Genomic DNA, 24,997 nt, shown 5'->3' on the forward strand with positions numbered 1-24,997 from the left:
ACATGAAAAAAATATTTATTTGCGGCCTTTTACTGCTGAGTGTCAGTGGTTATGCGCAATCTAAGCGAAAAGTAGTTTATGTTATTGCAGATGGCATTCCACCAGATGTCATAGAAAAATTGGAATTACCAAACTTCAAACGTATAATCAATGAAGGTACTTACCTCAGGATACATGTTGGAGGCGATAAGGGAAGTTATAATGAGACACCGACTATTTCTGCAGTAGGGTATAACAGCCTGCTTACCGGAACCTGGGTGAACAAACATAATGTGCCGGATAATGATATTAAGGAACCTAACTATAATTATCAAAATATATTCAGGTTATTTAAATCCCAATTTCCAGACAAAAAGACGGGGATATATTCTAGCTGGACAGATAACCGTACTAAGCTTTTAGGGCATCGACTGCCTTCGGCCGGTAATTTACAGGTCGATTATATTGCCGACGGTTATGAATTGGATACGTTGAATTTCAAGCATGATAAGCAGCGCGATTTTATGCACAGCATCGATGAAAAAGTCGTGGAACAAGCGGCATTGAGCATCAGAAAAGATGCACCTGATTTGTCCTGGGTATACCTGGAATATACAGATGATATGGGGCATATGTATGGTGATAGTCCTAAATATTATGCATCAGTTCAAATGCTGGATGTTCAGATGGGTAAAATATATGATGCCATCAACGAGCGTAAAAGGAAGTTTAAAGAAGACTGGCTGCTAATTATTACAACAGATCATGGGCGTAGCGAAAAAGATGGTAAAGGACATGGCGGGCAATCAGACAGGCAGCGTAATACCTGGTTGGTAACTAACAGTAATGACTTGAATAAATACGCACATACTTATGATCCAGGGATTGTAGATATTATGCCTACGATCGCCAGGTATTCGGGTGTACAAATCCCCAAAGATGTTTTGGAGGAAATTGATGGAACACCACTGATTGGCCCGGTGTCAGTAGCAGATATGAAAGTCAATTACATTCAGGGAGATATTGACCTCAGCTGGAAGGTGATTGAGAACTCCGGGAATGTTAAAATATGGGTTACTACTACCAATAACTTCAAGACAGGTGGAAAGGATACCTATCATATGGTCAAAGAAGTTCCGGTAAAGGATGGGCATGCATTAATTAATGTGAAAGAATATCCTTCTGAATTTTATAAAATTGTAATCGAAGCGCCCGCTAATACATTAAATAAGTGGCTTTTTGTAGAAAAATAGTCTGTCTTAGCTTGGTAAATATAAAAATAGAGTGCCTTGAAAGCACTCTATTTTTGTTGCAGTGCTGTGATTTCGAATGTTCAATTTTGACATATAAAAAATAAAATATGATGAAAGCAATCATTTTAAAAGAGTTTGGATCTGCCGATCAGCTGCAAATCCAAGAGTTGGAGATACCAGCAGTAAAGGAACAAGAAGTGTTGATCCGGGTAAAAGCAATAAGCATAAATCCAGTAGATATAAAAACCCGAGAAGGTAAAGGGGCTGCCGGAAAAATCGGAGAGGAGAGGCCGATTATTTTGGGTTGGGATATCTCCGGGATTGTAACGGAATCGCGGTCTGAGAGGTTCAAAGTTGGCGATGAGGTATTTGGAATGGTCAACTTCCCCGGGCACGGTAAAGCTTATGCGGAATATGTATCGGCACCTGCCGATCAACTGGTACTAAAACCTGTATCAATAAGCCATATCGATGCAGCTGCAGCTACGCTGGCGGCTTTGACAGCATGGCAGGCCCTGGTAACCAATGCGAAGGTTAAAGCTGGAGATCGTGTATTAATTCATGCTGCGGCTGGTGGGGTAGGAAATTACGCGGTACAGATTGCCAAGCACCTCGGCGCCTATGTAATTGGAACTTCTTCCGGTGCAAAAAAAGATTTTGTACTTAGTCTGGGTGCAGACGAGCATATAGATTACACAGCTGTTCCTTTTGAGCAGGCCACGAGAGATATTGATTTTGTGCTGGACACCATCGGCGGTGACAACATAGACCGGTCTTTGAAAGTGATTAAAAAGGGGGGCACGATAATCAGCATTCCTTCCGGATTCAGAGAAATGGTGGCCGAAAAAACAAAGGATTCAGGAATTAACGGATATTTCATAATGGTGCAATCGGATGGTCAGGATATGCAGCAGATTGCAAGGTTACTAGAAAATGGTCAGCTTAAATCTCATGTATCGCAGGTCTTTGATTTCGAAGATATGATAATTGCCCATAAAGCACTGGAAACCGGGAGGACGCAAGGGAAAATAGTTGTCAGGTTATAATAAGCCTGAAAAAGGAAAACGGGAATGATCTCCGACCATTCCCGTTTAATCTAAATTAACGCTCTCATATACTAAAGCGTTCAAAACAATAAATTATTGTGCCGTTCTAAAATTAATTCATGATTTTTCTAAATCATCACTACTTTTATAGAATTCAGGCATGCAAGACATATTACGTCAACATATAGAGAAAATAGTGTCATTGAGTGACGAGGAATTTGCTTTCGTACGTACTCATTTTACAGCCAAAAAATTTAAGAAGCACCAATTTCTTATACAGGAAGGTGAACCGGTGAAATACTTTTATTTTGTAGTTTCCGGGCTTTTAAAGCTTGTACACACCGATAATACGGGAAAGGAGCATATTGTTTCTTTTGCTATGGAAGATTGGTGGGAAAGTGATTTTTATGCGTTCTATACACAAACTGCAGCAACACTGTCGCTGGAATGTGTAGAAGATACAGAAGTACTCTGCCTGTTACTCAAAGACTATAAAAAGCTGTGTGACGATCTTCAGAAGATGGAACGTTTCTTCCTCGAGAAATCAAACTATGGTTTTATCGGGTCACAAAGACGTATTATATCGTGGTTAACGTCAAATTCTAAAGAGCGTTATGAACAGCTTCTTAAACAGTATCCCTCTCTTGTACAGCGAGTACCTAAAAGTCTGCTTGCCGCCTACCTCGGTGTTTCCCGCGAAACATTGAGCAGACTGTCTCCTTAATGCTGTGATATAACTCACTTTTTATTCGTGCGCTTTGTCAAGAGCCAGTTCCATGGGTTATCTGCAGATTTGAATATAAATTTTAAATAAGCGCCAGTGTTGGTGCGAATTCAAAGCCCTGATAAAATGGAAACAAGAAATATTAATCCCTGGAAATGGCAGGATACACGTAGTTACTCACAAGCTGTTGAAGTTAAAAATGTCGAAAGTACGCTGTATTGCTCAGGCCAGGCGGCTATAGATGCGAATGGAATATCAAGTAACGAAGATATGAAGTCCCAGCTCATTCTGGCATTGCAGAATCTGGAACAAGTGATTCAGGAAGCCGGTTATGAATGCAAAGGTATTGTCCGGTTGAATATCTACACGACCTCAACTGCCGAACTTTGGCCTCATTTTGATATTTTCCAGAACTGGATAGCGAAATACGGCATTAAACAAGCAACGACCCTATTAGAAGTAAAAAGTCTTTTCGAAACATTAAAAGTCGAATTTGAAGCTACAGTAGTAAAATAACTGAGATCAGAACAAGTGCTTTTAATCAAAGGTTAATTATGTCATGCTCGGGTTTCGCTAAGTTTCGATTCATACTTCCTTCACTGTTTATTCATAGTTCCTTCATACTTCCTTCAATCGAAATTGAAGGAAGTATGAACGGACATTGGATGCAGTCCGACCAGGATCCGCAATAATGACGAAATACACCTTCTCGTCTGACGATAAACAGAATAAATAGGAATACTACGAATTGCTCAATCATTATTGATAGGAGAAGCGCGCAGGAATAGTTCTTTAATTTTATTTGTAAGGCTTAAATTGTTTTTCCGACTAAGCCATAAAAACAATATGAAAATTCAAAAAATGGGATACGCTTTTGGTGTAATTGCGACATCGTTAGTATTATTATGGATTGGTATTCTGAAGTTTACTGCTGCGGAGGCTGCCGCTATCAAACCTCTTGTAGAGCATAGCTTTTTAATGAGCTGGATGTATAAAATTGCTTCGGTAAATATCGTATCAGTTCTAATAGGTCTGTTTGAAATAATCACAGGTCTGCTCTTATTGCTTTCTTTTCGGATTAAAATAGCCGGAAAAATAGGAGGGTATCTCGCGTTAATCATATTTCTGACAACAATTAGCTTTCTTGTTACCACACCTGGGATTTGGAAAAAGGTTGAGTTTGTACTTGTAACCGACTTTTTCATTCTAAAAGACCTGGCATTTCTAGCTATATCCTTACAGGTAATTGAGCGTCACTCAGATTAATATCTCTAAAAGTTAGTATACAACTGGAAAGTCAGTTGTATAACTAACTTTTAGTTGTGTAACTGAAATATAAGTTATACCTTCGGATATGGAAGAATTAACCAGAAGCGAAGAAAGGGTAATGCAGGTCCTTTGGAAACTGCAAAGCGCATTTGTCAAGGATATTATTGAAGCACTGGACGAAGAGCCGAAGCCACCATATAATACAATCTCCTCCACAGTAAGGTTGCTGGAGAAAAAAGGTTATGTATCCTACAAAGCGTATGGAAAAACTTATGAGTATTTTCCTGCGATAAGTAAGGCAGCGTATACAAAGACAACCTTCTCAAAAATGTTTGCTGGATATTTTGATAGTTCACCTGCAAGTTTACTCTCATTTATGGTTAAAGAGGAGCAGTTAAGCGAACAGGATGTTGAAAATCTCAAAGCTTTGATCAAGAAAAAATCCTGATCATGGAATTCATCTATTATCTGCTGAAAGTCAGTATATGTCTGGCGCTTTTTTTCGGAACTTACGTGCTGTTCTTAAAGAAACTAAGCTTTTTTAAAGGTAATCGCGCGTATCTGGTTGCCACATTGCTGCTCAGTTTTACGATTCCTTCCCTGAAATTTGAGCGAAGTCAGGAGATTATTGCTCCCCGGTTTTTTGGCGACTACGATACTGTAGAACATATATCAGGTAAATCACTTTCACCAATAGTGATCAGTGATGCGACTGGTTTCCTGTCACTTTCAGATTTGTTTTTTTACACATATCTTTTAGTTATGCTGATGTTTTTGTCAGTAAGCTTCTTTAAAATATATCAGTTAATCCGGTATGCCGATGCTGAGTTTACCCGTATCGACGGTTTAAAGGTCATTTATAAGAAAAGCGGCTTTGTTAACTGCTCCTTTTTTAATTACGTTTTTATAGATCGGGACAGTCTGACAAAAAATGAAATGCAGATACTGTTAGCACATGAACGGGTTCATGCGAAACAGCTGCATACGCTCGATAAATTAGTTTTATTGCTTTGTAAATCGTTGCTGTGGTTCAATCCAGTTATTTATTGGTATGAAAAGGCTTTAGAAGAGGTACATGAATTTGAAGCCGACCAGATCACAGCAACTGAGTTTTCTGCTGATACCTATGCAAACCTGCTTATCGGACTTGCTTCAAAGAAACCATCAAATCCAATTCTCCATAGTTTCAGCAGGCAGCCACTTAAAACCAGGATTGTAAGGCTGTTTACAAAGACATCATCCCCTAGATTGAGGTGGTCTTATTTAACCATTATTCCATTACTTGTTTGCCTAAGTTGGATATTTGCATTTAAAGCGCCTGATATCTCCCTGAAACAGGTTGCCGGGAACAGCAATTTTGTGTTGGTTTTGGACGCCGGGCATGGGGGTACAGATAAGGGAGCTGAGGGTGGTGGCATTTTGGAAAAAGACCTGGCATTGCTAATCTTGCAAAAGGTAAACAGCATTGCAAACGAAAGAAATGTTAAAGTTGTCACGACGAGAAATATAGACCAGTATCTATCTTTAAAGGATCGTGTTAAATCAAAAGGCGATCTATTGGTTTCATTTCATCTGGGTCAGGATATTGATCCTAAAATTAACGGAATCCAGCTGCTGGTTGGAAATGCCGGCGCAGATAGTGTGAAACGTAAAAGGTTAGATCAAATTAGTTATCAGTTATATAAAAACTTAAGTCAGCTCAAAGAAATTGCAGTAGACAACACACCAAAAGAAGTTGAAAGCCTGTATATTTTAAACAAAAGCAGCGCGCCGGCAATTATCCTTGAATTAGGTTATTTAAGCAATAAAAATGACAGGGATTATTTGACTAACCCCGTAAAACAGGAAGAGTTAGCAAACACAATCGTAAGTTCTATAATAGAATACAACACCATCCTAAATCGGGAAAAATAGCAAAATAACATGTTTAAATTCGCAAGCTTTCTTTTGTTTGCCGGTATGTTTTTACTGGTGAACAGATCCTCCGCGCAATATAAAATAATTGGTAATGTATCTGGAGAAGATGGCTCGGCGGCTGCCATATCGGTTACGATTACAAATAAGGATAACTTTTCGAAAATAACACGAACGGACATTCTGGGCAGGTTCATTTTTAATGATCTTAAAAAAGACAATTATCTGCTCTTATTTTCTTCGGTAGATTTTGGGGAAATACAACACAAGCTACTACTGGCGGCAGATACTGTAATTAGTGTAAAACTCGAAAAATCGGCAATTGAGCTGCAAAATGTAGAAATTCGGTCTACAAAAGCATTAATAGAGAAAAGGGTAGACAGGACAATTTTTAATGTAAATGGGAGTGTAGCCGCAATTGGAAGTGATGCACTAGAGCTAATGAGCAAAGTTCCCGGCATCCGGGTTGTAAATGACAGGGTTTCTTTAGTCGGCAAAGGAAGTATCAATATTATGATTAATGATAAACTCACGCCACTATCTGAAGATGATTTGGCTAACTATTTAAGATCTATTCCTTCAGATCATATCTCCCGAATTGAGGTTATCACCAATCCTTCTGCTAAATATGATGCTCAGGGGAATAATGGTTTGATTAATATCGTGTTAAAGAAATCTGTTGCAGAAGGATTTAAGGGGGCAGTAAATCTCGGTTTTACTCAGGCGACTCATCATACTGGCTCCGGTGGCGGAAATTTAAGCTTTAGAAAAGATAAAATCACCTTATTCACAAATTTCAATTTTCGTAAAGGCTCAACCGTTCCTTTTGAGCAAAGCAGTATTTTTTATCCCACGCAGACCTGGAACATAGTGAATAAAGACCGGAATTTTCGAATTGTACCCAGCGGACAATTAGGTCTGGATTATCAGATTTCAAAAAATACAATTGCCGGAATCTCTTATAATGCCGGACTGACAGATTTCCATTCTGAAGAAAATATAAAAACAACAGTATTTAATAAAGCAGGGGCGATAGATTCGCTATTGAATTCTGACGCCAATGCCAAGATCAAATCGAATTATAAGACGGCAAATTTTTATTTGAAACAGTTAATTGATACAATGGGTAAACAGCTTGTCATTAATGCAGACTGGTTTAAGTATAGAGATGATAATCAGCGATTTTTCGATAACACAACTTATAATCAGGATGGTGGGATAATTCCAGGATCATTTGCTCAATATCTTTCGTCAAGCGGGCAGAATATCGATCTATATACCTTAAAGGCTGATGTGGATTTACCATACAAGGCATTTACTCTTTCTTTAGGGGCAAAAGCGAGCTTTATAAAAAATAAAAGCGATGTATCCTTCTACAGGATGAAGAATGATATTTATGAAATTGATAATAGTCAGACCAACCTTTTTAATTACACTGAAAATACACAGGCACTTTATTTTAACCTGAATAAAACCATCAATAATTGGGATTTTCAGATGGGATTAAGAGCCGAGTATACGCAGATAGAAGGTGTGTCTGTAAATTCAACAACCGGCGATGATTATCTAAGGCTGTTTCCTACTTTATTTATAAGCTATCGGAAAAATGAAGAAAGTGAGTTTTCTTTGAACTATGGACGCCGTATTAACCGGCCAGCTTATAAAAAGCTGAACCCTTTCCGATGGTACAGTAATCAATATTCCTATGCAGAAGGTAATCCATTTCTACGACCTTCTTACAATAATAACATCGAATTGTCCCATACCTATTCCAAGGTTTTAACTACGACATTGTCGTTCAATAATACCAATGATGGGTATAGTAATGTGAATTTTACCGACGTAAATACTAATATTCAGATCTTGCGCCCCTTGAATTTAATTACCAGCTATCAGTATCAGTTGAGCAACTCTATTATTTTTAATCAACTGAAATGGTTAGAAAGCGTAAATCAGCTGGATGTATATTATGTTAGGTCTAATTCGTCTATTGCGCAGACTTTGCCGGGTTTAAATGGTTTTGGGGCTTATTTTTCTTCCTCCAACCAAGTTGTGTTTAATAAGGTCAGAACAATGATGGGGGAGTTGAACTTTTGGTATCAGTTCCCCGGAGTTAATGAACTGAATAAAATGAAAAGTCAATATCGTCTTGATATTGGATTTAAAAGACTGCTTTTAGATAACAAACTCCAGCTTGCATTGAATGTATCCGATATACTGAAAAGCGGAAAGGAAAGATATAGTAGTATAGTCAACGGCATAGGTCAGGAGTATAAAAACTATTATGATTCACAATATTTACGCTTAACAGTCAGGTATAATTTCGGAAACGAAAAAATTAAGCAACAAGATCATAAGCCTGGTAATGAAGAAGAAAGACGTCGGAGTAACTGATTTACAGCTGATCATTATTTATATTGCGACTTCTGGCGATTTAGTAATGGCAAGATGGCCCGATTAAAAGCCTTTGCTGTTAAAAAGGAGTAACTTTCAAAAGTGATTAGTATGAAAAATAAAATATTATTATTCGCGATAATTCTAATTTCGTCACTGACTTCTGAAAAGCTGGCAGGACAGACGAAAAAAGATGTCTATTATGTCGTAGATACCCTAAGTACTGCTCCTAATAATAAGATTGCTGAGTTGGGGACGGAAGGAAACCTTAAGTATATAAGTTTTTATTGCAAGTGTGTCCCCCCTTACAACAGAAATTTAACTTTCGTTTATGATCCAGGTAAACAAAACGTTCAGATTCTTAGAGAAATTAATCATCCGACTCTTTCATGGAAGGATTTACAAGAGTTAATCGTAAAGGCCGGGGCTGAGTTTAAGCATCAGTATAATCTGACGATACTAGAAGTACTACCCGACAAAACCTATAGATCAGCAAACGTTAGACTGGTACTATACCCCGAAACTACCGTGGATTTTGAGAAGCTTTAGCATTACCATAGCGTTTGAAAACTTCCACCTAAGAAGAAGTGATGTTGACACATTTCAGTTTAAAGTCTAATAAAAAAAAAGCACAAGTTATATTTAAAGATGAAGTGAACCCCAAAAGTTGGACAAAAACTTTTGGGGTTCACTTCAAAATGACTTGTGCTTTTCTTTAATTTTTAAAGGCCTGAACAAACCTGGTAATGAATATATGACATGTTAGCTATTTCTCTTGTAGAAAATCCACCAGCCCAAAACATTTCAGCTCCCATGTCAAATGCATATTGAAGACAATTTCTAGAAGGCGCAAGTCTTCCAGTAGATGCATTTAAACTTGTTGACATTAATAATACGATAGCTAATAATCCGAAGTACTTTTTAGTTGTTTTCATAAATTTAAATTTTAGTAAAAAAATACACTGTAATAGATAAATCAAATATATACCTAAAATAATTTCCCTTTTTGTTATAATGATTATTCGGGAATATTAAGTTATTATTTGCTGAGGTCAATCTATTATATGCTTACCATAGCTGCAGGTTAGACAAGAAATAGGTTAAACATAAGCAAGCTAAAGCCTGCTCTGTTCACTTGTTTTCCCCTTAAGGGCTTTACTCTTCAGCGCATTATTACCTAGGTTATATTTGAAGCTGAACCGGATGTTTTGAGTATCTCCGTAATAGGTAAATGAGTTACGTTGATCGGCGTAATTGGAACTTACCGTCATTTTCTCACCACGGTAAACATCGGATATCATTAAGCCAATTTCCGCTCTGTTGCTAAATAGTTTTTTACTGGCACTAAAATTTAGACTGCTCATAGAACTCACTTTGGCCGGGCCTTGTATGCCACCTGTGGTAAAGCTGAAGTTGACGTTAGCGCTAAATCCATCGCTTTTGCTAATTATATATTGCTGGTCTATATTGGCGTTTAATGAATTGGTCCGGTTGTACAGCATAGTCCCATCGCTTAACTTGAAGCTGCTTTCAACTCGGTTCGGTCCAGCCTGCAGGTCGATAGTGAACCAAGGCGCTAGTTGGAAGTTGGCGCTAAAATCGATACCATAATAGCGGTTTCCAGGGATGTTAGTAACCTTTTGGATCAGTAAATTATTTACATTATCCTGGAAAGGTAGTTGAATTGTGGGATTTTGTTCATAGCTGTAATAAGCTTCAGCCCTATAGTTACCTTTATAAGCATAACTTATGCTAAGCTTGTCGGTAATAGCCGGCTTGAGCTTAGCATCACCTACCAGGTAAGAATTTGGACTGAAATAAGTTTTTGAAGGATTTAGATAGCTGTATTGCGGACGACTAATCCGCCTGCCATAAGACAGGCCTAAAGTATGACTGTCATTAAGCTTGTTCTGCGCAAAGAAAGTCGGGAACAAATTGTAATAACTCTGTCTGTTCATCTCCTGCTGTTGGCTCGAATTTCCCAGTGTGGCGGTGTGTTCAGCGCGTAGTCCCGCCTTTAAGCTCCAGTTTTTGATTTCCTTATGGAGACCGATATAACCTGCCAGTACCGATTCATCATACCGGTAGGTATTGCTGAGCGCGGGATCGGCAGCAAAACTACCGGGCAGGTATTGCTGAAAATCCTGTTTATTATCAGCATTCACTTTGCTATATTTTAAACCGCTTTCCAATTCAAACAGCGGCATATTGTTACGGTAATCCAGCTGGGTGCTAAACAACCGGATCTGCTGATCATTGTTGTTTTTAAACCGGCCAAAGTAAGAATCCGCTACGTGGTAAATTGTACTGATATCTTGATCTGCCCTGTTAAGATCTTTCGTGAAATCTGCATTCAGATTCAATGATTCTTTAGCTGAGAAACGATGTTCATAGGAGATATTATAAGCCTTATTACTGCGTGGCGTGGTCCGTTCATTTCGTGTGTCGAAGCTATATTTATACTGTCCGTTTTCATAGATAGCCGTAGGTATCAGGTAAAGTGCATGATTCTTTTTTGCAATATATCCGTTTGTGCCGATTGTGATAGTATTAAGACTGTCCGGCGTATACTCCACATTAAACCGATAGGTATGCTCAGCATCTCGGAAATTCTTTCGCCTGAGTGTGTTATACCAGGTCTGCTGCTGGACAACATAATCAGTTATTTCACTGATCTCATTATAAAAGATTCCATTACCAAAAGTATAATTGGCAGCAGCAGCAAATTTCTGCCCTTTTATATACTGGTTTGTACCGAAATTACTTTTGGCATAAATTCCCTGGGTGTGGCTACTATTTATTGAGCCTTTGTAGCCGCTTTGCAGGTTGTTTTTTAGTTTAATATTGATAACTGCGCTACCAGATGCATCGTATTTTGCGGGTGGGTTAGTAATAATCTCTACAGACTTGACTTCGTTACCACCGGTACTTTCCAGAAATGCTTTCAATTCATCACCGGAGAGATAAACTTTTTTATCGTTAATGGTCACCAAAATAGATTTACTGCCGCGCAAGGAAAGCTCCCCGCCACCGGACTGGACCCCGGGCGCACGTTTGACGATCTCCCAGGCATTAGCGGATGATAGCACGGTATTCTCTACACTGAATTCCACCCGGTCTATTTTACGTATGATCTTAGGTTTAATGGTTGTGATTTGTACTTCGGCAAGCTGCGAAACCTCATCTTGTAAATTTATAATTGGTAGCTCCATATCTCTATCCACCTCAACTGATTGCTCAAAGGATACAAAACCGACTACATTGATCAATATTTTATAATCATCCTTGGCTAGTCCTGCGAATTTGAACGCTCCGTCCGGGGTCGCAACGGCCCGTTGGTTAAAGCTGCTATCTTTACTGCTCTTCAATGTTATATTAGCATAAGGAACAGCAATGTGTTTTTCGTCCCGGATATGACCTGACAAAGTAAGATTTTGTGTGAATCCTGCCAGAGGCAGTAATAATAGAGAAAATAAAATGCGCATAGTGTTTGATTAGATGCCTCAAACATCTATAAACCTGTACTTGCTTTTGGTTAATGCTTTGTTAACGGTAGGTTAATGGCTAATGAAAATTTAGGAATAACCTGGAAGTCCAATATCTTTAGAAAATGAAACGGAAAATAAAGTACTTGATCTGGGGTTGCAGCACAGCCATAATAGCGTTAACTGCTATCCAGACATATTTTATTTACAATACTTATATTCTTAAAGAGAAAGACGCAGAAACATTGGTTAGGGCAGAACTCACCCGGATGGAGAGCGAAATAAATATTGATTCGATCCGGAATGACTGGTTTACACAGGCCGAAATGCTTGTACGTACAAAAGGTGCTGAAGCTGCGGCCGCTTTTTTAAGTCGCGGTTCACCCGCAATTAGCAGGCAGGTTAGTGCTTATATCAGAAAGAATAAAATTTTAGAAAAATACAAAACCACTTATGAGGTAATTATTCATAAGGTTTCTCTTCAAGGTGATGGTTCCGTGCTAAATCTGAACAACAAACGTTGGTTTGCAAACGGAGTCGTTAACGGTGGCCACCAATTAATACTTCATGATCTGATTTCAAATAGTGATGCTGACGGAGCTTTGGTACGAAACTTTAATTCGCGGTCAACTTTCACTATTCATGGCGGCAGTAGTAGTATTCTCCGTGAAATGCTTGGCTTACTTATCTTTTCGGTGGTCCTGTTAACGGTAGTGATCCTGCTTTTTTATTTTTCCATCAGGAGCCTGATTACGCAGAAAAAGATAGCAGATCTGCAGACGGATTTCATCAACAATATCACCCATGAATTTAATACACCCTTAGCGACAATGGGTATTGCGCTGAGTACGGTCAGGTCTCAATTATTATTAATGGAAGATAACGGTATCAGCTCGAATGGATTAAATGTTCTTGACCGCCAGTATCACCGTTTAAAAAAATTGATAGATCAGGTTGTTACGCATACAGGCGTAACCGGACAGCTGGTACTTAACAAGGTAGAAATACCGTTATTGGATTTCCTGGAAAAACTGCTCGACGACTTCCAGTCAGCTCATTCCGGCATTGAGCTTATTCGCAAACTTAAAGAGGTTCCCAAAGAAATTCTGGCTGATCCTTTTTATCTCACCACAGCGATAACCAACCTATTGGGAAACGGAGTGAAATATGGTGGTACGCAACTTATAGTTGATGTGATGAAGCAGGAGGATCGCTGCCGGGTTATGATAACGGACAACGGAATCGGCATTGCACAGGCAGATATCAGCAATATTTTTCATAAGTTTTACCGCGTGGAAAAGGGTGATATACATACCACCAAGGGGCTTGGCCTTGGTTTGTTTTACACGCGCAGCATAGCAGGCGCTCACGGTGGAGAGCTCAGCGTTCAAAGCATCCCCGGGACAGGATCCACTTTTACATTGATTATTCCTCTCGCATGAAACATATTTTAATGACCGAAGATGACCTGGATTTTGGCGGTATTCTGAAGCAATACCTGGAACTGGCGGGTTTTAGGGTAACATGGAAGCTTCATGGTGAGCAGGCACTGGCACATCTGAAAACAGAAATTCCTGATATCTGCGTGCTGGACGTAATGATGCCAGTAATGGACGGTTTCACATTAGCGGAAAATATTATATTGATATACCCTGATATGCCCTTTGTTTTCTTAACCGCAAGGAGCCAAAAGGACGACCGCCTTAAAGGCCTTGGATTAGGTGCTGATGACTATATAGTTAAACCTTTTGAAGCCGAGGAGCTCGTTCTGCGGATCAAAAATATTCTGGCACGTAGTACGCAGGCGGGAATGCTTTTACCTGAAGTTCTGCTGCTTGGACAATATAAATTTGATCATCAAAGCCTTTTATTGATACACAATTCCGGTAATATTCGCCTGACTGAAAAAGAAGCCTTACTACTGCGTCATTTCTACTTGAATAAGAACCGGTTGATTAAGCGGGAAGAGATCCTGTTACAGCTATGGAAAAGCGACGATTATTTCTCGGGACGCAGCCTGGATGTGTTTGTAAGTAGACTGCGCAAATACCTCAGTGCAGATGACCAGATTTCACTGTCAACAGTAAGGGGGATAGGATTCGAATTTAAGTATTAATAGGGCCAAAACAGCAGAAAGCAGGATTGCTAAGCTTGTTAGATTTCAATTGTACCTTATTAAAGCTTTCGCATCATTTCGTTGAAAAATATATCATGATAGGATTTACCGATCGCGATCTCATGTTTTCTAATAACTACATCATGATGATCAAAAGAATCTATTTTAGATTTATTGATAATATATGAACGATTTATGCGTAAGAATTCCACTTTAGGAAGCCATTCATAGATGTTTTTAATGGTCATACGAGATATAATCCGTTGCTCTTCCAGTTGGAAAATAACATAATCCTTCAAACCTTCAATAAAGAGAATATCACTGAGATTAATTTTAAAAAATCGGCGATCAGATTTCACAAAGATGTAGTCTTCTGCGACTTTTTCTACACTTTTCTGCTCCTCGTCTATTAAAAGTGCATGGTAGGCAATGGCCTTCTCTACAGCTTTGCGAAAACGGGCATCATTTATAGGCTTAACTATATAATCTACAGCATCTAACTCGTAACTATCTACGGCGTATTCTGAATACGCAGTCGTAAAAATTACCAATGTGGTTTTCGGAATTATTCGTGCAAACTCTATTCCACTGATGCCTGGCATGTTAATATCTAAAAAAACTAGATCAACCGCTGTCTCTTGTATAAAAAGGCCGGCAGATGTCGCATTGTTAAAACTGCCTAAGAGTTCTAATTGTACAATCTGATCAACTAATTTTTTTACACCCTTGCGTGCTATAGGTTCGTCATCAACTATAATACATCTCACAGTTTTAAGATTAATTTCACGGTATAAGTATCAGTTGATTCGCTCTTCGTTAATGAATAGCTATTTGCGTAGAGCAAATTTAGCCTTCGAACGATATTGGTCAACCCAATGCCGCCTATTTTTCGTGAAACAGGCTGTGCAGGTTTTGAATTCTCACATATAAATTGAAGTTCTTTATTTTCCAGCTTAAAAACAACATGAACATAAGAAGATCCATGGCTATCCAAATTGTGTTTTACAGCATTTTCAACAAAGGGTATAAATAGCAAGGGGGCAACAAAAATCGAATTAAGGTCGCCTTTACTTTCCATGATAAACGTAAACTGTTCTCTCCGTACTTTTTCCAATTCCAGATAATCGTTCAATAATTGAATATCATCTGTCAGACGAACCTTTTCTTTAAAGCTGTCTGTAAATTGATATTTCAATAAGTCGTCTAATTTAGTTAAAATATGAGAAGCCATCTCAGGGTCTTCGTCTACTAATATATGGGCATTGTTAATGGTGTTAAATAGAAAATGCGGATTAATTTGACTTTTCAAAAATTTCAATTCTGACTCTCCTGCAGCTTTTTGCAATTCCTGTTCTTTAATATTGCTATACATTAATGGTTTAAACAATAAGACAGTTGACATGCCGAAAATGAACAAAATAATGGCCAGAAAGGACGAAGATAGGCTCAGAAAGAGAGCAAAAATGCTGGGCTCTTGCCGGCTGACGGCGATATCATAAAATAGGTCTTGCAAAACCATTAGTATCAAGAGGGCTAAAATTGTAAATAGCACCACAGCTATTAGATACGCTATCATCTTGTCTTTAGCCAGAAAATAAGGGAACAATAAGTAAACGTTGACATACACCAGCATATTCATAAATAAATAGTAAGTGATCCAGCCACAAAAACGATTGAAGGAAAGATTTAAACTGTCCGGGGCATCGAAAAATATACCAATTGTAATAAGTAGCATAATAACTTGTAAAGTAAGATGCCGGGGTACGCGATACTTATCTTGTGTCAAGAATGCGATTCCTTTATTATTTTCCGTTATAAATTCCATCACCTTAGGTCTAATTGGAGTTCTACTTTTCCTGATTGAGTAGTCAAATTATATAAATCGGGATATAATTTATTTAGTTTATTGACGACTTCTATTTTATCTTCATTACTTATGGTAAAGTCTTCAGAATAATAACAGTTAAATTCTAATTTATTGTTTACAGTTTCAATTGAAATATTCAGCGCTGTAACCGTGTTATTATTTAGAATATGCTGTGGCAACACAATTAACAGGAGGGGAGGAATTAGTATATTAGAGGTATTACCGCTTACTTCAATCTGGTATTCGAAATGCTGATCGCTGATTAGATCATTTAAGATTAAGAAGTTTTTTATAAAGGTGATCTCTGAATTAAGAAAAACCTTTTCCTGGTCGCAATCATATAATTGATAACGCAGGATTTTTCCAATTTGCATAAGGATTTCAGCTGCTTTTTTTGCATCCTGATTGGTGAGAGATGAAGCTTTTTTTAAGGCCTTGGACAGGAAAATTGGAGAAACCTGACCTTTGAGTTTGTTGACTTCCGATTCCAAAAATTGATATTCTAAGGTAATAATATGATCATTAGTATGCTTCCATTGACGAAACAAGGTCAGCGCGGACATGCTCCAAAAGCAAATAACTGTAATCATAGAATTGGATAGACTATCCAGAAAAATCAGGGGATTGGTGTAGGATTGTATCCGGTGCGGCAAACCCAAATAAGTTCGTACAGTATATTCCAGAATTATACCTGAATACAGCAGTATAAATACAATAAGCAGCAAATATAGAATATAGGTCATGTAATTCTCCTTGAGCAATAAGCGCGGGATCAGTAAAAAATAGTTAAGATAGGTGCTTACTAAATAGGTCGAAAACGATACTAGGCAAATGATATATAGCCTATTCCCCAATTGCGGCATACAATCCTGATAACTTATAAATACCTGATTGAAAGTTATAATAGCTAAGGTAAGAATAAAGAGAAGGTGTCTCCAGATTCGGTATTTAGAATCAACAATCAGCGGATAGAATTTACTTTGCATGTAATTTTCTCAAAGTTCAAATAAAATTACATTAAAAATCTATTCTGTATAATATATTAAAGAGTGAAGTTGCCTGTTTTTTGGGCTCAATATTGCCACTTTTTAGATTATAGGCATGGCCATAATACTCTTTGGTACCGGTAGCATTTAACCATTTAACAGCAAATTCCTGCGCACGTTTAGATCGGTTTATTCGATAACTTATGGAATAATTGGCTAGGAAAAGCGGTGCAAATTGTTTGGTGTAAGCCTTTGTCTCTTCGTATCCTATCTTGTGATCCAGAGGGTTAAAGGAAGCTGTTTCATCTACCGGAGTATAGCGATCGCCTCCCTGCAGCGTTAATTTCAGATTGACGCTCAATACATCTCTTTTTTGTACACCTAACCTCCACTCTTTGCCTGCTAATCCATTGACAATAAAACGTCTATTGAATTTTGTATTATGCCAGATACCGTCTCCACCAGTGTATTTGGAGTCAAATATAGAAGCGGTCATGATATAGTAAAATCCTTTGTTCAGGTATTTTTCCAGGGTTACATCTACACCAAAGTTTCTTCCTTTGCCTTGATTTACTAAAGCGTCCTCTACATAGAACAAACTACGATTGAGTACAGAATAAGAGCTGTCAGCTATAACCGGCACATTAAATAGGTATTGAAAGTAAGGTTCTGCTTTTAGACTCATATTCTCTGATATTTTATATTGATAGGATAATAATATGTGATGAGTTTTTATGAAATCAAGATTTTGGTTTACTTGGTGTCCGGTAATTTTATCTTTGACATAATACACATCCATTTTTTCCATACGGCTATGTAAGCCATAGGCCAAAGACACGACATTTTTTGGAGACGTTTGCCACCTGATAGATGCTCGCGGTTCTATCGCACGACTCTTATTTAAATTTAGCATTTGTGCATTTATGCCTATTGTAGCAGATAACTTATCACTTAACTCAAACCGGGAACTGCTGTATGCTGAAATTAGATTGGTATGGCCAGTTCCTTCCGCAATGCTTTCTAATGAGTTCCCTATATAGGGTGCAAGCTCGAAGTGCATATTATACTGCATGCGGGTAAGGGTGAAACCTGTTTTATTGGTATGTCTTGAACTGTATTGTTTATCAAAGGAAGATGTGAAGATCAGATTGGTATATCGGCTGTCTACGTTCAAATATGGACTTGTGTTTTCTGTATCATCATAGTAATCTTCTATAGCTTCATTACTGGAATAACTGGACGCCAATGTGCTGCGGAAGGTTCCTCCATTAGCCAGGTAGTACTGATGACTAATACCTGCTGTTGCCGTGGTTTGTTTCATTTCCGAATACTTGCCGTCATCTGTGTATTTCCAATTAGCTTCTTGTTCTTTTTTATTTCTGAATTTATCGACCAATCCTGTACCCCAGATAGAAAATGTTCCGGCGCGTCTTGTGGGGAAGTTCAATTTAAAGTTTAAGTCCTGATAGTCCAATAATTGGTTTTTATGATCGCCGGAACTTATTTTACTCATCAGTCCGGTTGTAGAATAGCGATAATTGAATAGATAGGATGCATCACTATTTTTACTAAAAGGACCTTCAGAAGCGAAGTCTAAACCCAATAAACCGGCCTGAAAAGTATGTTCATATTTGCGATTGTTGCCCTTACGCAGTTTCATGTCAAATACACCCGAAACCGCATTATTGTATTCGGCGGGAAAGGCACCAATATAGAAGTCCGAATTAGCTAAAACATTTGTGCTCAATGACGAGAGTACACCGCCCCCTAAGGTTGCTATATCTGCAAAGTGGTTTGGATTCGGTATTTCTACTCCCTCCATCCGCCATTGCAGCAAGCTAGGTGCATTGCCGTGAACGGATATCCCATTATTACCGACATTGAGGGACACCCCCGCAAAGGAGCTTACCAGACGAGCAGGATCATCCATTCCTCCGGCATAACGACTGGCTTCTTCCATTCTTAACAAGCGACCTCCTGTCAAAGCCATTTTATTAGAAACCTGTTCTTTGTTAGATACGTAGTTGATAACCACATCTTTTAAGGCAACTTCAGAAGTAAGCATCGTTATCTCTAACAACACTTCTTTGCCCGAACTCAAAATAATTTCATTGATTACTGTGGGGGTATACCCTACACAAGACGTCTGAATGCTGTATCGACCAATTGGTACATTTTGCAAGCTGAAGTGTCCATCTGCCGTTGTTTGGGTTGATATACCGGGAAGTTCAAGCAGCTTAACAGATACCATTGGGATGGCCTCACCCGACAGCTGATCTTTTATTACACCTCTTATTTGTTGGGAAACAGTTTGCTGACTGTACGCTGAAATAGGAAATAGCAGACTCAGCAGTAGCATGGGCATTTTATTCTTTAATATGCTCATAATCTTATAGAACATATTGAATATCTGTTGTATTCTTTTTTTCTTAGACAACTCTTCACTTAAAACTTCTTCAAGGGAAACCAATACTTTCTCGCAATCGGAAACTGCAATTTGTGATAATTCTGATATTTTTTTGATTGTGTCTCTTTTATTCATCTTTAACTCCTGATTGATAACACAAAATTAACTTGCGCCAAAACGTGCTCTGGAGATTTGCGACAGAATACCGGTTTTATGCGACGAAAGGGAGAATTAAGGGTAAGAGGTGGGGAGATTTACTTGGTGTAGAAATATAATCATTTATATCTCAATAAGTTAACTATTGGTATTCGTGTTAATAATGAATAGGTTTTAATTATATATTTGTTAAATATTATAATCTTATTTTTGGTTAAAATTAACTATTATGATTTCTTTTGTATCCATGTGTTGCAGATGTTCCAGTTAAATAGTTTGTAAACCAAATAGTACCCATATGAAAAATACAAAAATGGGTTTTGAAAAATATTTTTTTGTTGAGGAAGTGAGATGTATAATGGCCGGGAGTGCTGGGAGGCATCTTGGTTGTAATGGATTTTTGTTGGCATCTTTATCTCTTCTTCTTACGCCAGTAGCAGGGACCGCAGCGGGTGCAAGCCTAATAACCGGGCGGCTCTCATTTATTAACGACGCGCTTTCAATTGCAGGGGGGAACGATTAAGGAAATGCTTAAAATAGATAATTAGAATGGCAGGTGATTTTTATGAGGTGAAAGTTCTTAGCGCAGTTAGATATGGTGTATTCATAAATATATATTTGTTCGGGGGTGTAGCATTAACTGCTTTTTTAACATGGCAGCTGCATCAAATAGTAATATTATATATTGGAGTATTTATATTTTGTATAACTCCGGTTTTCATGAAAAAAATATTTAGGCGTAAGTTCATTAGAGATGTTAAAATAAATTTTTTGCCGGAAAGTATACATATAGATTTTTATAAAAAAGGCGAATCTGATTTATTTGACAGAATCGAAGTCGACTATAATAAAATCAATTCCTATAGATTTAGTGAGAATGTAGATTCTTCAGTAATTGCGCTTTACATCGAGAATACCTCAAAATTGAGCTTGCACTTTGAAAACCAAAATGATATTGATTCGATCGTTTCTGTTTTTAGAAAATATTTAAAAGACTATAACCACCGAAATGTAGGTAGACCCAAAATTCGTTTAAAACCAAGTCTATATACTACAAAATTAGGCACAGCAGTTATTATCTTTTTAGGTATCGGTTGGATCTTGATTTCTATTTATTTACTAATTAATATTCCTAAGACTATACCATTCACAACTATCGGAGGTATATTTTTCTTTCTTCAAATACTAACTCAGCGAAAAAGGGATATTCAAACAAGCGTCATGGAAAATGGTAAATAAAAATGTCTTCTTAAATGATTTAATTTAGTGATTGGATTCCACAGGAATTTCAGCCCGACGCAAAAGATTGTGGACCGACTTGGATAAAGATTATTTATAAGTATTATGGTCGATTTTTTAGTGACACTATTTAAGAGATCTTTGCGGAATTTCTAGAGAAGGAATTTCACTTTTTGCTCCGGTTGGACAGAAGCACGGAATGGGGATTAGCTCGCTGCGCTCGCTGATCCCCGGAGGGGGGGCTTCAACCAAAAATGCTGTCGCTGCGCTCCTGGCAATTTTTTGTTTTAACCTGGCCTTCGAACTGAAGGGTTCGGGCCGGTGTAAAACAAAAAATGCCACCCGAAAAGGGTAGCATTTTTGTTTGGCGGAGAGTGGGGGATTCGAACCCGCGGACCTTTAACAGTCAACAGTTTTCAAGACTGCCGCAATCGACCACTCTGCCAACTCTCCGCGACAAAAGTACAAATAATGTTTATTTGTGCAAACACTAGAGTTAAACAATCGCTTAAATGCCTCATTATAAAGTCGTTTTTTTTCAAAAAGACATCAAGTAGGCCGTTTAAACGGTGTTTTATTCCATTGCGGGTAGGCCGATAGCCTGCCATTCTTCCTTTGAAGGACCGTAAATACCAATAATAGGTAAGTCCAGCATGCGCATTATAATGGTCATCTGGCTGCGGTGGTGGGCTTCGTGTGCGATCAGCACATGCAGTACCTTTCCTTTTGGCCATTGTTCGCCATACATGTCGATACTATCTTCCAGGCTGGAGTCTGTCCACTTTAAGCGTACTCTTTTCTTTAAAAGGCTGCTATGCTCTTCGTGCAGCTGAATAATCTCTTCAATAGTGGATGGGCTTGAAAGATCAGCCATCGGATCAGAGTCGATTAATCCGGCATGCAGACCCATTTCTGTAATCGTTTGCGTAATGTGCCAGGCGAGCCTGTTTAAGCTGCGTATGTTTTCGTGGATCTTAATGTTTTTTTTGTCTTCCGTAATCAGGCTGAAAAGTTTGCGTGTCTGGGCGGTTTCTTCCTGATAGTTTTTTTCGAAGTCTGAAATGCTGCGGTACATAGGTGTGTTTAGATATTTGTTTTGCTCGATTAGTTTTGAATAGAGTGTATTCAGCTGTTGAAAATAAAAAAAATCCAGCTTTCAAGCCATATAAACAGGAATAAAAAAATATTTAAGATATTGTTTGTAACAAGTCTAAATAATCACAATATTTGCAGGACTAATACAAATCCACACATGCAAACACTTGTTGCCGCACCAAAAGTAAAATTAGCACCTGTATTTGAGACCAGTAATGGAAGTGTCTATCAGTCGGACAATGAGAATTGCTGGTATGTTGACTTTGCTGGTAAGTTTGCGCGTTTCGATTATCGTTGCATGATGAAATTGAAAAAAGCGGTGCTTGGTATAGATATAGAGGCTCTGTTGCTGGCTACAGACAAAGCTCCTGACGTAGAGATTGTATTTATCTGCGCTTGTGATCACTGTTATGTATTAACACTGCTGGAGATCATTTCATTCAAAGAATTACTCGAAGGAACCTTCGTGATGCTGGAACTCAATAGGATCATTCACGATAGAGTATATCGTCTGTCTTTCTAACTACTTAGAATTAGAATCTTTCCATATTTCTCATTTATAAGGTAATATAGAATTATAGCACTATTTTTGATTCATCAAATAGACTACAATTTAATATTATTCATATGAAAGATATCACTCGTGTAAAGTGTATGCTGTCTACAGAAGTAGAAACACTTTTAAATCAACAAATAAAAAAAGAAGCACAATCATCATCTGCTTATCTTTCTATGGCTTCATGGTGTAACAGAAATGGTTTCGACTTTTCTGCAGACTATTTCTTTAAACAAGCAGAAGAAGAAAGAATGCACCAGTTAAAAATTTACAAATACGTATTGGATTTAGGCGGGACCGCGATCTCTCCTGAAGTAACTAACATCAAAATAGAATACAATTCATTCAAAGAAGTATTTGAAGAAGCCTTAGATCAGGAAATCAGCGTAACGCAATCATTGAAAAACATTGCGGCTTATTGCTATAAAGAACAAGATTTTGTAACTATTGAGTTCCTTAACTGGTTCTTTAAAGAACAACGTGAAGAGGAATATAAAGCAAGACGCGCACTCGAACTGTTCGAAGTTATCGGTGAAGAAGGAACCGGAAGATGGCAGATTGACAAACACGTTGGGGGCATTCAATATAACGAAGATCCGGCGTAATCGTCCACAAATGAAATACAAAGGCACCCAATCGGGTGCCTTTTTTTATGCCTGTAATTTATGTTTAATGGTTGAGGTCAGGTGCCTGCTTAGATTTATGATAACAGCGGCAACCTTATTTAAAGGTAGATTATTGCTTTTCTGCATCTTTTGCAGCATTCGCCTCAGCCTTTGCTTTCTTCTTAAAGAAACCTCTCAGAAGGAAGTTATGCTGCAATGCTTCCATATTCTCGTCTAATTTTTTAGTGCTCGATTCCAGGTTGCTGACAGTAGATTTCAGGCGTGCGCCAGTCTCCTCATCATTTAGCAATACACCGATTGCATTCTTATCGGAATTCAGTTTGCTACTGGTTTTGTTCAGATTATTGGTCATTTCCGAAGCAGAGGCAGCAGTAAGCTGGAGACTTTTGACAGCACTTTTCAGATTACTGAATACAGTAGTGTCTGTTAGTAATTCCGTAGCAAGTGTACCCTTATTATTCAGTTTAGAAGTATATTGAGATATAGCTGATGTTACCCTGGCAGTGGTAGCAGATGCATTTTCAAGGTTAACACTCATCTGACGAAGTCTATCGGCCATTACCGAATCAGTAAGTAAAGTACCTAAAGTGCCTTTGCCTTTCAGCATACTGGAGCTAACAGATTTGAAGTCATTAGTAATAGCCAGTATGTTTTCGTTATTGGCTTGTAAAGTCTTCATTATATCTTCTGGCCCTAAAGCTTGCGCAATTTGCAGTTTATCGCCATCTTCAACTTCCGGGGATTGAGTAGGCCCACCGAGTATTTCTATCATTTTGTTACCGATAAAACCTTCTGAGCCTAATTTCGCCAGTGAATTTTTGTGGATATATTTCTGTGCAGATTTCTCGATATGCATAGTCACCTCGACCTGTGAGGTACCATAGAAATTGATTTTGCTAACTGTACCTATCTTTACGCCCGAGAAAAAGACATTATTACCCGCCTGTATACCGTTCACATTGTCAAAAACGGCGAACAGGGTGATGCTGCTGACAAAACGTTTTTGTTTCCCACCTAAAGTAAGTACCCCCGCAATAAAGATGACGAGTCCTATAAAGATGAAAATTCCTACTATAATTGATCTCTTATTTTCTGTAGCGCTCATTTATTTTGTGAAATTATAATTATAAAAAGATTGTACCCTTTCGTCCGGACTTGCAAATACTTCATCGAACGTTCCCTGTATTGCAAACTGTCCATCAAGCAACATAGCAATTCTGTCGCCAGTTTGCTTGGCACAGGTTAAATCGTGGGTAATGATAATAGATGTGGTGTTATATTTTTCCTGAACTTCATTAATCAGGTTGTTAATTTCGATACAGGTAATAGGATCCAATCCCGCTGTCGGCTCATCATAAAGCATGATTTCAGGCCTTAGAATTAGGGTTCTGGCGATACCAATACGTTTACGCTGGCCGCCCGAGAGTTCGGAAGGCATCTGTTCGATAGTCTGAGATAAACCCACTGCTTCTAAAACTCGTTCCACCTGGACATTGATTTCCTTGCGCCTTAAGTTTCTGGAGTTACGGACAAGCGGGAATTCAAGGTTCTTACGAACCGTCATACTGTCATATAATGCACTGTTTTGAAAAGAGAAGCCTACTTTAAGACGCAGCTCCATCAAATCCCGGGAGTTAAGAGTTTCTACTTCTCTTCCTAATACATTGACTTCTCCGGAATCCGGATAAAGCAGACCTGAAATAATTTTTATTAATACAGATTTACCCGTTCCTGAACGGCCAAGTACAACCAGGTTTTCCCCCTGGTAAACTTCCAGATCTACGCCGCGGAGAACGTGAAGGTCTCCAAATGATTTTTTAAGGTCTTTGATTGCAATGACCGCATTATTTCTGTCTATAGCTTTCTGTTGCATATTTGTCAAGGA

The 24,997-nt window shown here is 38.3% G+C and carries 24 protein-coding genes and 1 tRNA gene; 15 read left to right on the top strand and 10 right to left on the bottom strand.

Features of this window, described 5'->3' with window-relative positions:
• The first annotated feature begins 2 nt into the window (after window positions 1–2).
• From BM192_RS10710 to BM192_RS10750, 9 genes are all read left to right on the top strand, one after another.
• Window positions 3–1,232 carry an alkaline phosphatase family protein gene (locus BM192_RS10710; RefSeq protein WP_037444375.1) on the top strand — a complete coding sequence of 410 codons (1,230 nt, stop codon included), beginning with the start codon at window positions 3–5 and terminating at the stop codon, window positions 1,230–1,232.
• Between the two features lie 107 nt (window positions 1,233–1,339).
• Window positions 1,340–2,278 carry an NADP-dependent oxidoreductase gene (locus BM192_RS10715; protein WP_201771420.1) on the top strand — a complete coding sequence of 313 codons (939 nt, stop codon included), beginning with the start codon at window positions 1,340–1,342 and terminating at the stop codon, window positions 2,276–2,278.
• 160 nt (window positions 2,279–2,438) lie between these two features.
• A complete protein-coding gene (locus BM192_RS10720) occupies window positions 2,439–3,002 on the top strand; it encodes a Crp/Fnr family transcriptional regulator (protein ID WP_037444374.1) in 564 nt (187 codons plus the stop codon).
• 126 nt (window positions 3,003–3,128) lie between these two features.
• The gene (locus BM192_RS10725; protein ID WP_037444524.1) at window positions 3,129–3,518 is read left to right on the top strand and encodes a RidA family protein; all 390 of its coding nucleotides are present in this window, start codon (window positions 3,129–3,131) and stop codon (window positions 3,516–3,518) included.
• A 330-nt stretch (window positions 3,519–3,848) separates the two neighbouring features.
• Window positions 3,849–4,268 (top strand): DUF417 family protein, encoded by a 420-nt coding sequence (locus BM192_RS10730; RefSeq protein ID WP_037444373.1) that lies wholly within the window; start codon window positions 3,849–3,851, stop codon window positions 4,266–4,268.
• Window positions 4,269–4,356: 88 nt separating this feature from the next.
• Window positions 4,357–4,719, top strand: a complete 363-nt coding sequence (locus BM192_RS10735; protein WP_037444372.1) for a BlaI/MecI/CopY family transcriptional regulator — start codon at window positions 4,357–4,359, stop codon at window positions 4,717–4,719.
• Between the two features lie 2 nt (window positions 4,720–4,721).
• The gene (locus BM192_RS10740; protein ID WP_037444371.1) at window positions 4,722–6,185 is read left to right on the top strand and encodes an N-acetylmuramoyl-L-alanine amidase; all 1,464 of its coding nucleotides are present in this window, start codon (window positions 4,722–4,724) and stop codon (window positions 6,183–6,185) included.
• Between the two features lie 9 nt (window positions 6,186–6,194).
• Window positions 6,195–8,579 carry a TonB-dependent receptor gene (locus BM192_RS10745; RefSeq protein ID WP_074963981.1) on the top strand — a complete coding sequence of 795 codons (2,385 nt, stop codon included), beginning with the start codon at window positions 6,195–6,197 and terminating at the stop codon, window positions 8,577–8,579.
• Between the two features lie 102 nt (window positions 8,580–8,681).
• The gene (locus BM192_RS10750; RefSeq protein WP_143007835.1) at window positions 8,682–9,128 is read left to right on the top strand and encodes a hypothetical protein; all 447 of its coding nucleotides are present in this window, start codon (window positions 8,682–8,684) and stop codon (window positions 9,126–9,128) included.
• A 173-nt stretch (window positions 9,129–9,301) separates the two neighbouring features.
• Here BM192_RS10750 and BM192_RS20745 read toward each other — a convergent pair whose 3' ends face one another.
• Entirely contained in the window at window positions 9,302–9,514 is a 213-nt protein-coding gene (locus BM192_RS20745) for a hypothetical protein (RefSeq protein ID WP_037444367.1), read from the bottom strand.
• Window positions 9,515–9,694: 180 nt separating this feature from the next.
• Window positions 9,695–12,064 carry an outer membrane beta-barrel family protein gene (locus BM192_RS10755; RefSeq protein WP_037444365.1) on the bottom strand — a complete coding sequence of 790 codons (2,370 nt, stop codon included), beginning with the start codon at window positions 12,062–12,064 and terminating at the stop codon, window positions 9,695–9,697.
• A 125-nt stretch (window positions 12,065–12,189) separates the two neighbouring features.
• Between BM192_RS10755 and BM192_RS10760 the strand changes: the two genes are divergently transcribed.
• Both BM192_RS10760 and BM192_RS10765 read left to right on the top strand, forming a co-directional pair.
• Window positions 12,190–13,506, top strand: coding sequence for a sensor histidine kinase (locus BM192_RS10760; RefSeq protein WP_051760228.1), 1,317 nt, complete (start codon window positions 12,190–12,192; stop codon window positions 13,504–13,506).
• Window positions 13,503–14,180 carry a response regulator transcription factor gene (locus BM192_RS10765; RefSeq protein WP_037444363.1) on the top strand — a complete coding sequence of 226 codons (678 nt, stop codon included), beginning with the start codon at window positions 13,503–13,505 and terminating at the stop codon, window positions 14,178–14,180. The genes BM192_RS10760 and BM192_RS10765 overlap by 4 nt, the downstream gene beginning before the upstream one ends.
• Before the next feature lie 59 nt (window positions 14,181–14,239).
• On the opposite strand, the gene BM192_RS10770 is transcribed toward BM192_RS10765, so the two are convergent.
• The 4 genes from BM192_RS10770 to BM192_RS10785 form a co-directional block, all read right to left on the bottom strand.
• Entirely contained in the window at window positions 14,240–14,947 is a 708-nt protein-coding gene (locus BM192_RS10770; RefSeq protein ID WP_037444361.1) for a LytR/AlgR family response regulator transcription factor, read from the bottom strand.
• On the bottom strand, window positions 14,944–16,005 hold the full coding sequence (locus BM192_RS10775) for a sensor histidine kinase (RefSeq protein WP_037444359.1): 1,062 nt from the start codon (window positions 16,003–16,005) through the stop codon (window positions 14,944–14,946). Before BM192_RS10775 ends, BM192_RS10770 begins: the two co-directional genes overlap by 4 nt.
• Complete coding sequence (locus BM192_RS10780) at window positions 16,005–16,790, bottom strand: histidine kinase (protein ID WP_157282948.1); 786 nt, start codon at window positions 16,788–16,790, stop codon at window positions 16,005–16,007. Before BM192_RS10780 ends, BM192_RS10775 begins: the two co-directional genes overlap by 1 nt.
• Before the next feature lie 274 nt (window positions 16,791–17,064).
• Window positions 17,065–19,575 (bottom strand): TonB-dependent receptor, encoded by a 2,511-nt coding sequence (locus BM192_RS10785; RefSeq protein WP_088776005.1) that lies wholly within the window; start codon window positions 19,573–19,575, stop codon window positions 17,065–17,067.
• Between the two features lie 319 nt (window positions 19,576–19,894).
• On the opposite strand from BM192_RS10785, the gene BM192_RS10790 reads away from it, so the two are divergent.
• Together BM192_RS10790 and BM192_RS10795 are read left to right on the top strand one after the other, a co-directional pair.
• Window positions 19,895–20,119: a hypothetical protein gene (locus tag BM192_RS10790; RefSeq protein WP_037444354.1), complete on the top strand. Its 225-nt coding sequence runs from the start codon at window positions 19,895–19,897 to the stop codon at window positions 20,117–20,119.
• Between the two features lie 26 nt (window positions 20,120–20,145).
• Window positions 20,146–20,835, top strand: coding sequence for a hypothetical protein (locus BM192_RS10795; protein WP_037444352.1), 690 nt, complete (start codon window positions 20,146–20,148; stop codon window positions 20,833–20,835).
• 365 nt (window positions 20,836–21,200) lie between these two features.
• Here BM192_RS10795 and BM192_RS10800 read toward each other — a convergent pair.
• Window positions 21,201–21,288, bottom strand: a tRNA-Ser gene (locus BM192_RS10800).
• 121 nt (window positions 21,289–21,409) lie between these two features.
• Window positions 21,410–21,910, bottom strand: a complete 501-nt coding sequence (locus tag BM192_RS10805) for a DinB family protein (RefSeq protein WP_037444350.1) — start codon at window positions 21,908–21,910, stop codon at window positions 21,410–21,412.
• A 177-nt stretch (window positions 21,911–22,087) separates the two neighbouring features.
• On the opposite strand from BM192_RS10805, the gene BM192_RS10810 reads away from it, so the two are divergent.
• Together BM192_RS10810 and BM192_RS10815 are read left to right on the top strand one after the other, a co-directional pair.
• Window positions 22,088–22,453 (top strand): hypothetical protein, encoded by a 366-nt coding sequence (locus BM192_RS10810; protein WP_037444348.1) that lies wholly within the window; start codon window positions 22,088–22,090, stop codon window positions 22,451–22,453.
• Window positions 22,454–22,557: 104 nt separating this feature from the next.
• On the top strand, window positions 22,558–23,091 hold the full coding sequence (locus BM192_RS10815; protein ID WP_037444346.1) for a ferritin: 534 nt from the start codon (window positions 22,558–22,560) through the stop codon (window positions 23,089–23,091).
• Between the two features lie 130 nt (window positions 23,092–23,221).
• Here BM192_RS10815 and BM192_RS10820 read toward each other — a convergent pair whose 3' ends face one another.
• Window positions 23,222–24,217 carry an MlaD family protein gene (locus BM192_RS10820; RefSeq protein ID WP_037444344.1) on the bottom strand — a complete coding sequence of 332 codons (996 nt, stop codon included), beginning with the start codon at window positions 24,215–24,217 and terminating at the stop codon, window positions 23,222–23,224.
• Window positions 24,218–24,985, bottom strand: a complete 768-nt coding sequence (locus BM192_RS10825) for an ABC transporter ATP-binding protein (RefSeq protein WP_037444342.1) — start codon at window positions 24,983–24,985, stop codon at window positions 24,218–24,220.
• Window positions 24,986–24,997 lie beyond the last annotated feature (12 nt).

It is taken from the genome of Pedobacter antarcticus (assembly GCF_900112985.1).
In the GTDB taxonomy this organism is placed as follows: domain Bacteria; phylum Bacteroidota; class Bacteroidia; order Sphingobacteriales; family Sphingobacteriaceae; genus Pedobacter; species Pedobacter antarcticus.

Excerpts from the sequence above, each read along its gene's own strand:
- BM192_RS10710 (WP_037444375.1), top strand. The coding sequence starts at position 3 with ATGAAAAAAATATTTATTTGCGGCCTTTTACTGCTGAGTGTCAGTGGT.
- BM192_RS10715 (WP_201771420.1), top strand. The coding sequence starts at position 1,340 with ATGATGAAAGCAATCATTTTAAAAGAGTTTGGATCTGCCGATCAGCTG.
- BM192_RS10720 (WP_037444374.1), top strand. The coding sequence starts at position 2,439 with ATGCAAGACATATTACGTCAACATATAGAGAAAATAGTGTCATTGAGT.
- BM192_RS10725 (WP_037444524.1), top strand. The coding sequence starts at position 3,129 with ATGGAAACAAGAAATATTAATCCCTGGAAATGGCAGGATACACGTAGT.
- BM192_RS10730 (WP_037444373.1), top strand. The coding sequence starts at position 3,849 with ATGAAAATTCAAAAAATGGGATACGCTTTTGGTGTAATTGCGACATCG.
- BM192_RS10735 (WP_037444372.1), top strand. The coding sequence starts at position 4,357 with ATGGAAGAATTAACCAGAAGCGAAGAAAGGGTAATGCAGGTCCTTTGG.
- BM192_RS10740 (WP_037444371.1), top strand. The coding sequence starts at position 4,722 with ATGGAATTCATCTATTATCTGCTGAAAGTCAGTATATGTCTGGCGCTT.
- BM192_RS10745 (WP_074963981.1), top strand. The coding sequence starts at position 6,195 with ATGTTTAAATTCGCAAGCTTTCTTTTGTTTGCCGGTATGTTTTTACTG.
- BM192_RS20745 (WP_037444367.1), bottom strand. The coding sequence starts at position 9,514 with ATGAAAACAACTAAAAAGTACTTCGGATTATTAGCTATCGTATTATTA.
- BM192_RS10755 (WP_037444365.1), bottom strand. The coding sequence starts at position 12,064 with ATGCGCATTTTATTTTCTCTATTATTACTGCCTCTGGCAGGATTCACA.
- BM192_RS10760 (WP_051760228.1), top strand. The coding sequence starts at position 12,190 with ATGAAACGGAAAATAAAGTACTTGATCTGGGGTTGCAGCACAGCCATA.
- BM192_RS10765 (WP_037444363.1), top strand. The coding sequence starts at position 13,503 with ATGAAACATATTTTAATGACCGAAGATGACCTGGATTTTGGCGGTATT.
- BM192_RS10775 (WP_037444359.1), bottom strand. The coding sequence starts at position 16,005 with ATGGAATTTATAACGGAAAATAATAAAGGAATCGCATTCTTGACACAA.
- BM192_RS10780 (WP_157282948.1), bottom strand. The coding sequence starts at position 16,790 with ATGACCTATATTCTATATTTGCTGCTTATTGTATTTATACTGCTGTAT.
- BM192_RS10785 (WP_088776005.1), bottom strand. The coding sequence starts at position 19,575 with ATGAATAAAAGAGACACAATCAAAAAAATATCAGAATTATCACAAATT.
- BM192_RS10790 (WP_037444354.1), top strand. The coding sequence starts at position 19,895 with ATGAAAAATACAAAAATGGGTTTTGAAAAATATTTTTTTGTTGAGGAA.
- BM192_RS10795 (WP_037444352.1), top strand. The coding sequence starts at position 20,146 with ATGGCAGGTGATTTTTATGAGGTGAAAGTTCTTAGCGCAGTTAGATAT.
- BM192_RS10805 (WP_037444350.1), bottom strand. The coding sequence starts at position 21,910 with ATGTACCGCAGCATTTCAGACTTCGAAAAAAACTATCAGGAAGAAACC.
- BM192_RS10810 (WP_037444348.1), top strand. The coding sequence starts at position 22,088 with ATGCAAACACTTGTTGCCGCACCAAAAGTAAAATTAGCACCTGTATTT.
- BM192_RS10815 (WP_037444346.1), top strand. The coding sequence starts at position 22,558 with ATGAAAGATATCACTCGTGTAAAGTGTATGCTGTCTACAGAAGTAGAA.
- BM192_RS10820 (WP_037444344.1), bottom strand. The coding sequence starts at position 24,217 with ATGAGCGCTACAGAAAATAAGAGATCAATTATAGTAGGAATTTTCATC.
- BM192_RS10825 (WP_037444342.1), bottom strand. The coding sequence starts at position 24,985 with ATGCAACAGAAAGCTATAGACAGAAATAATGCGGTCATTGCAATCAAA.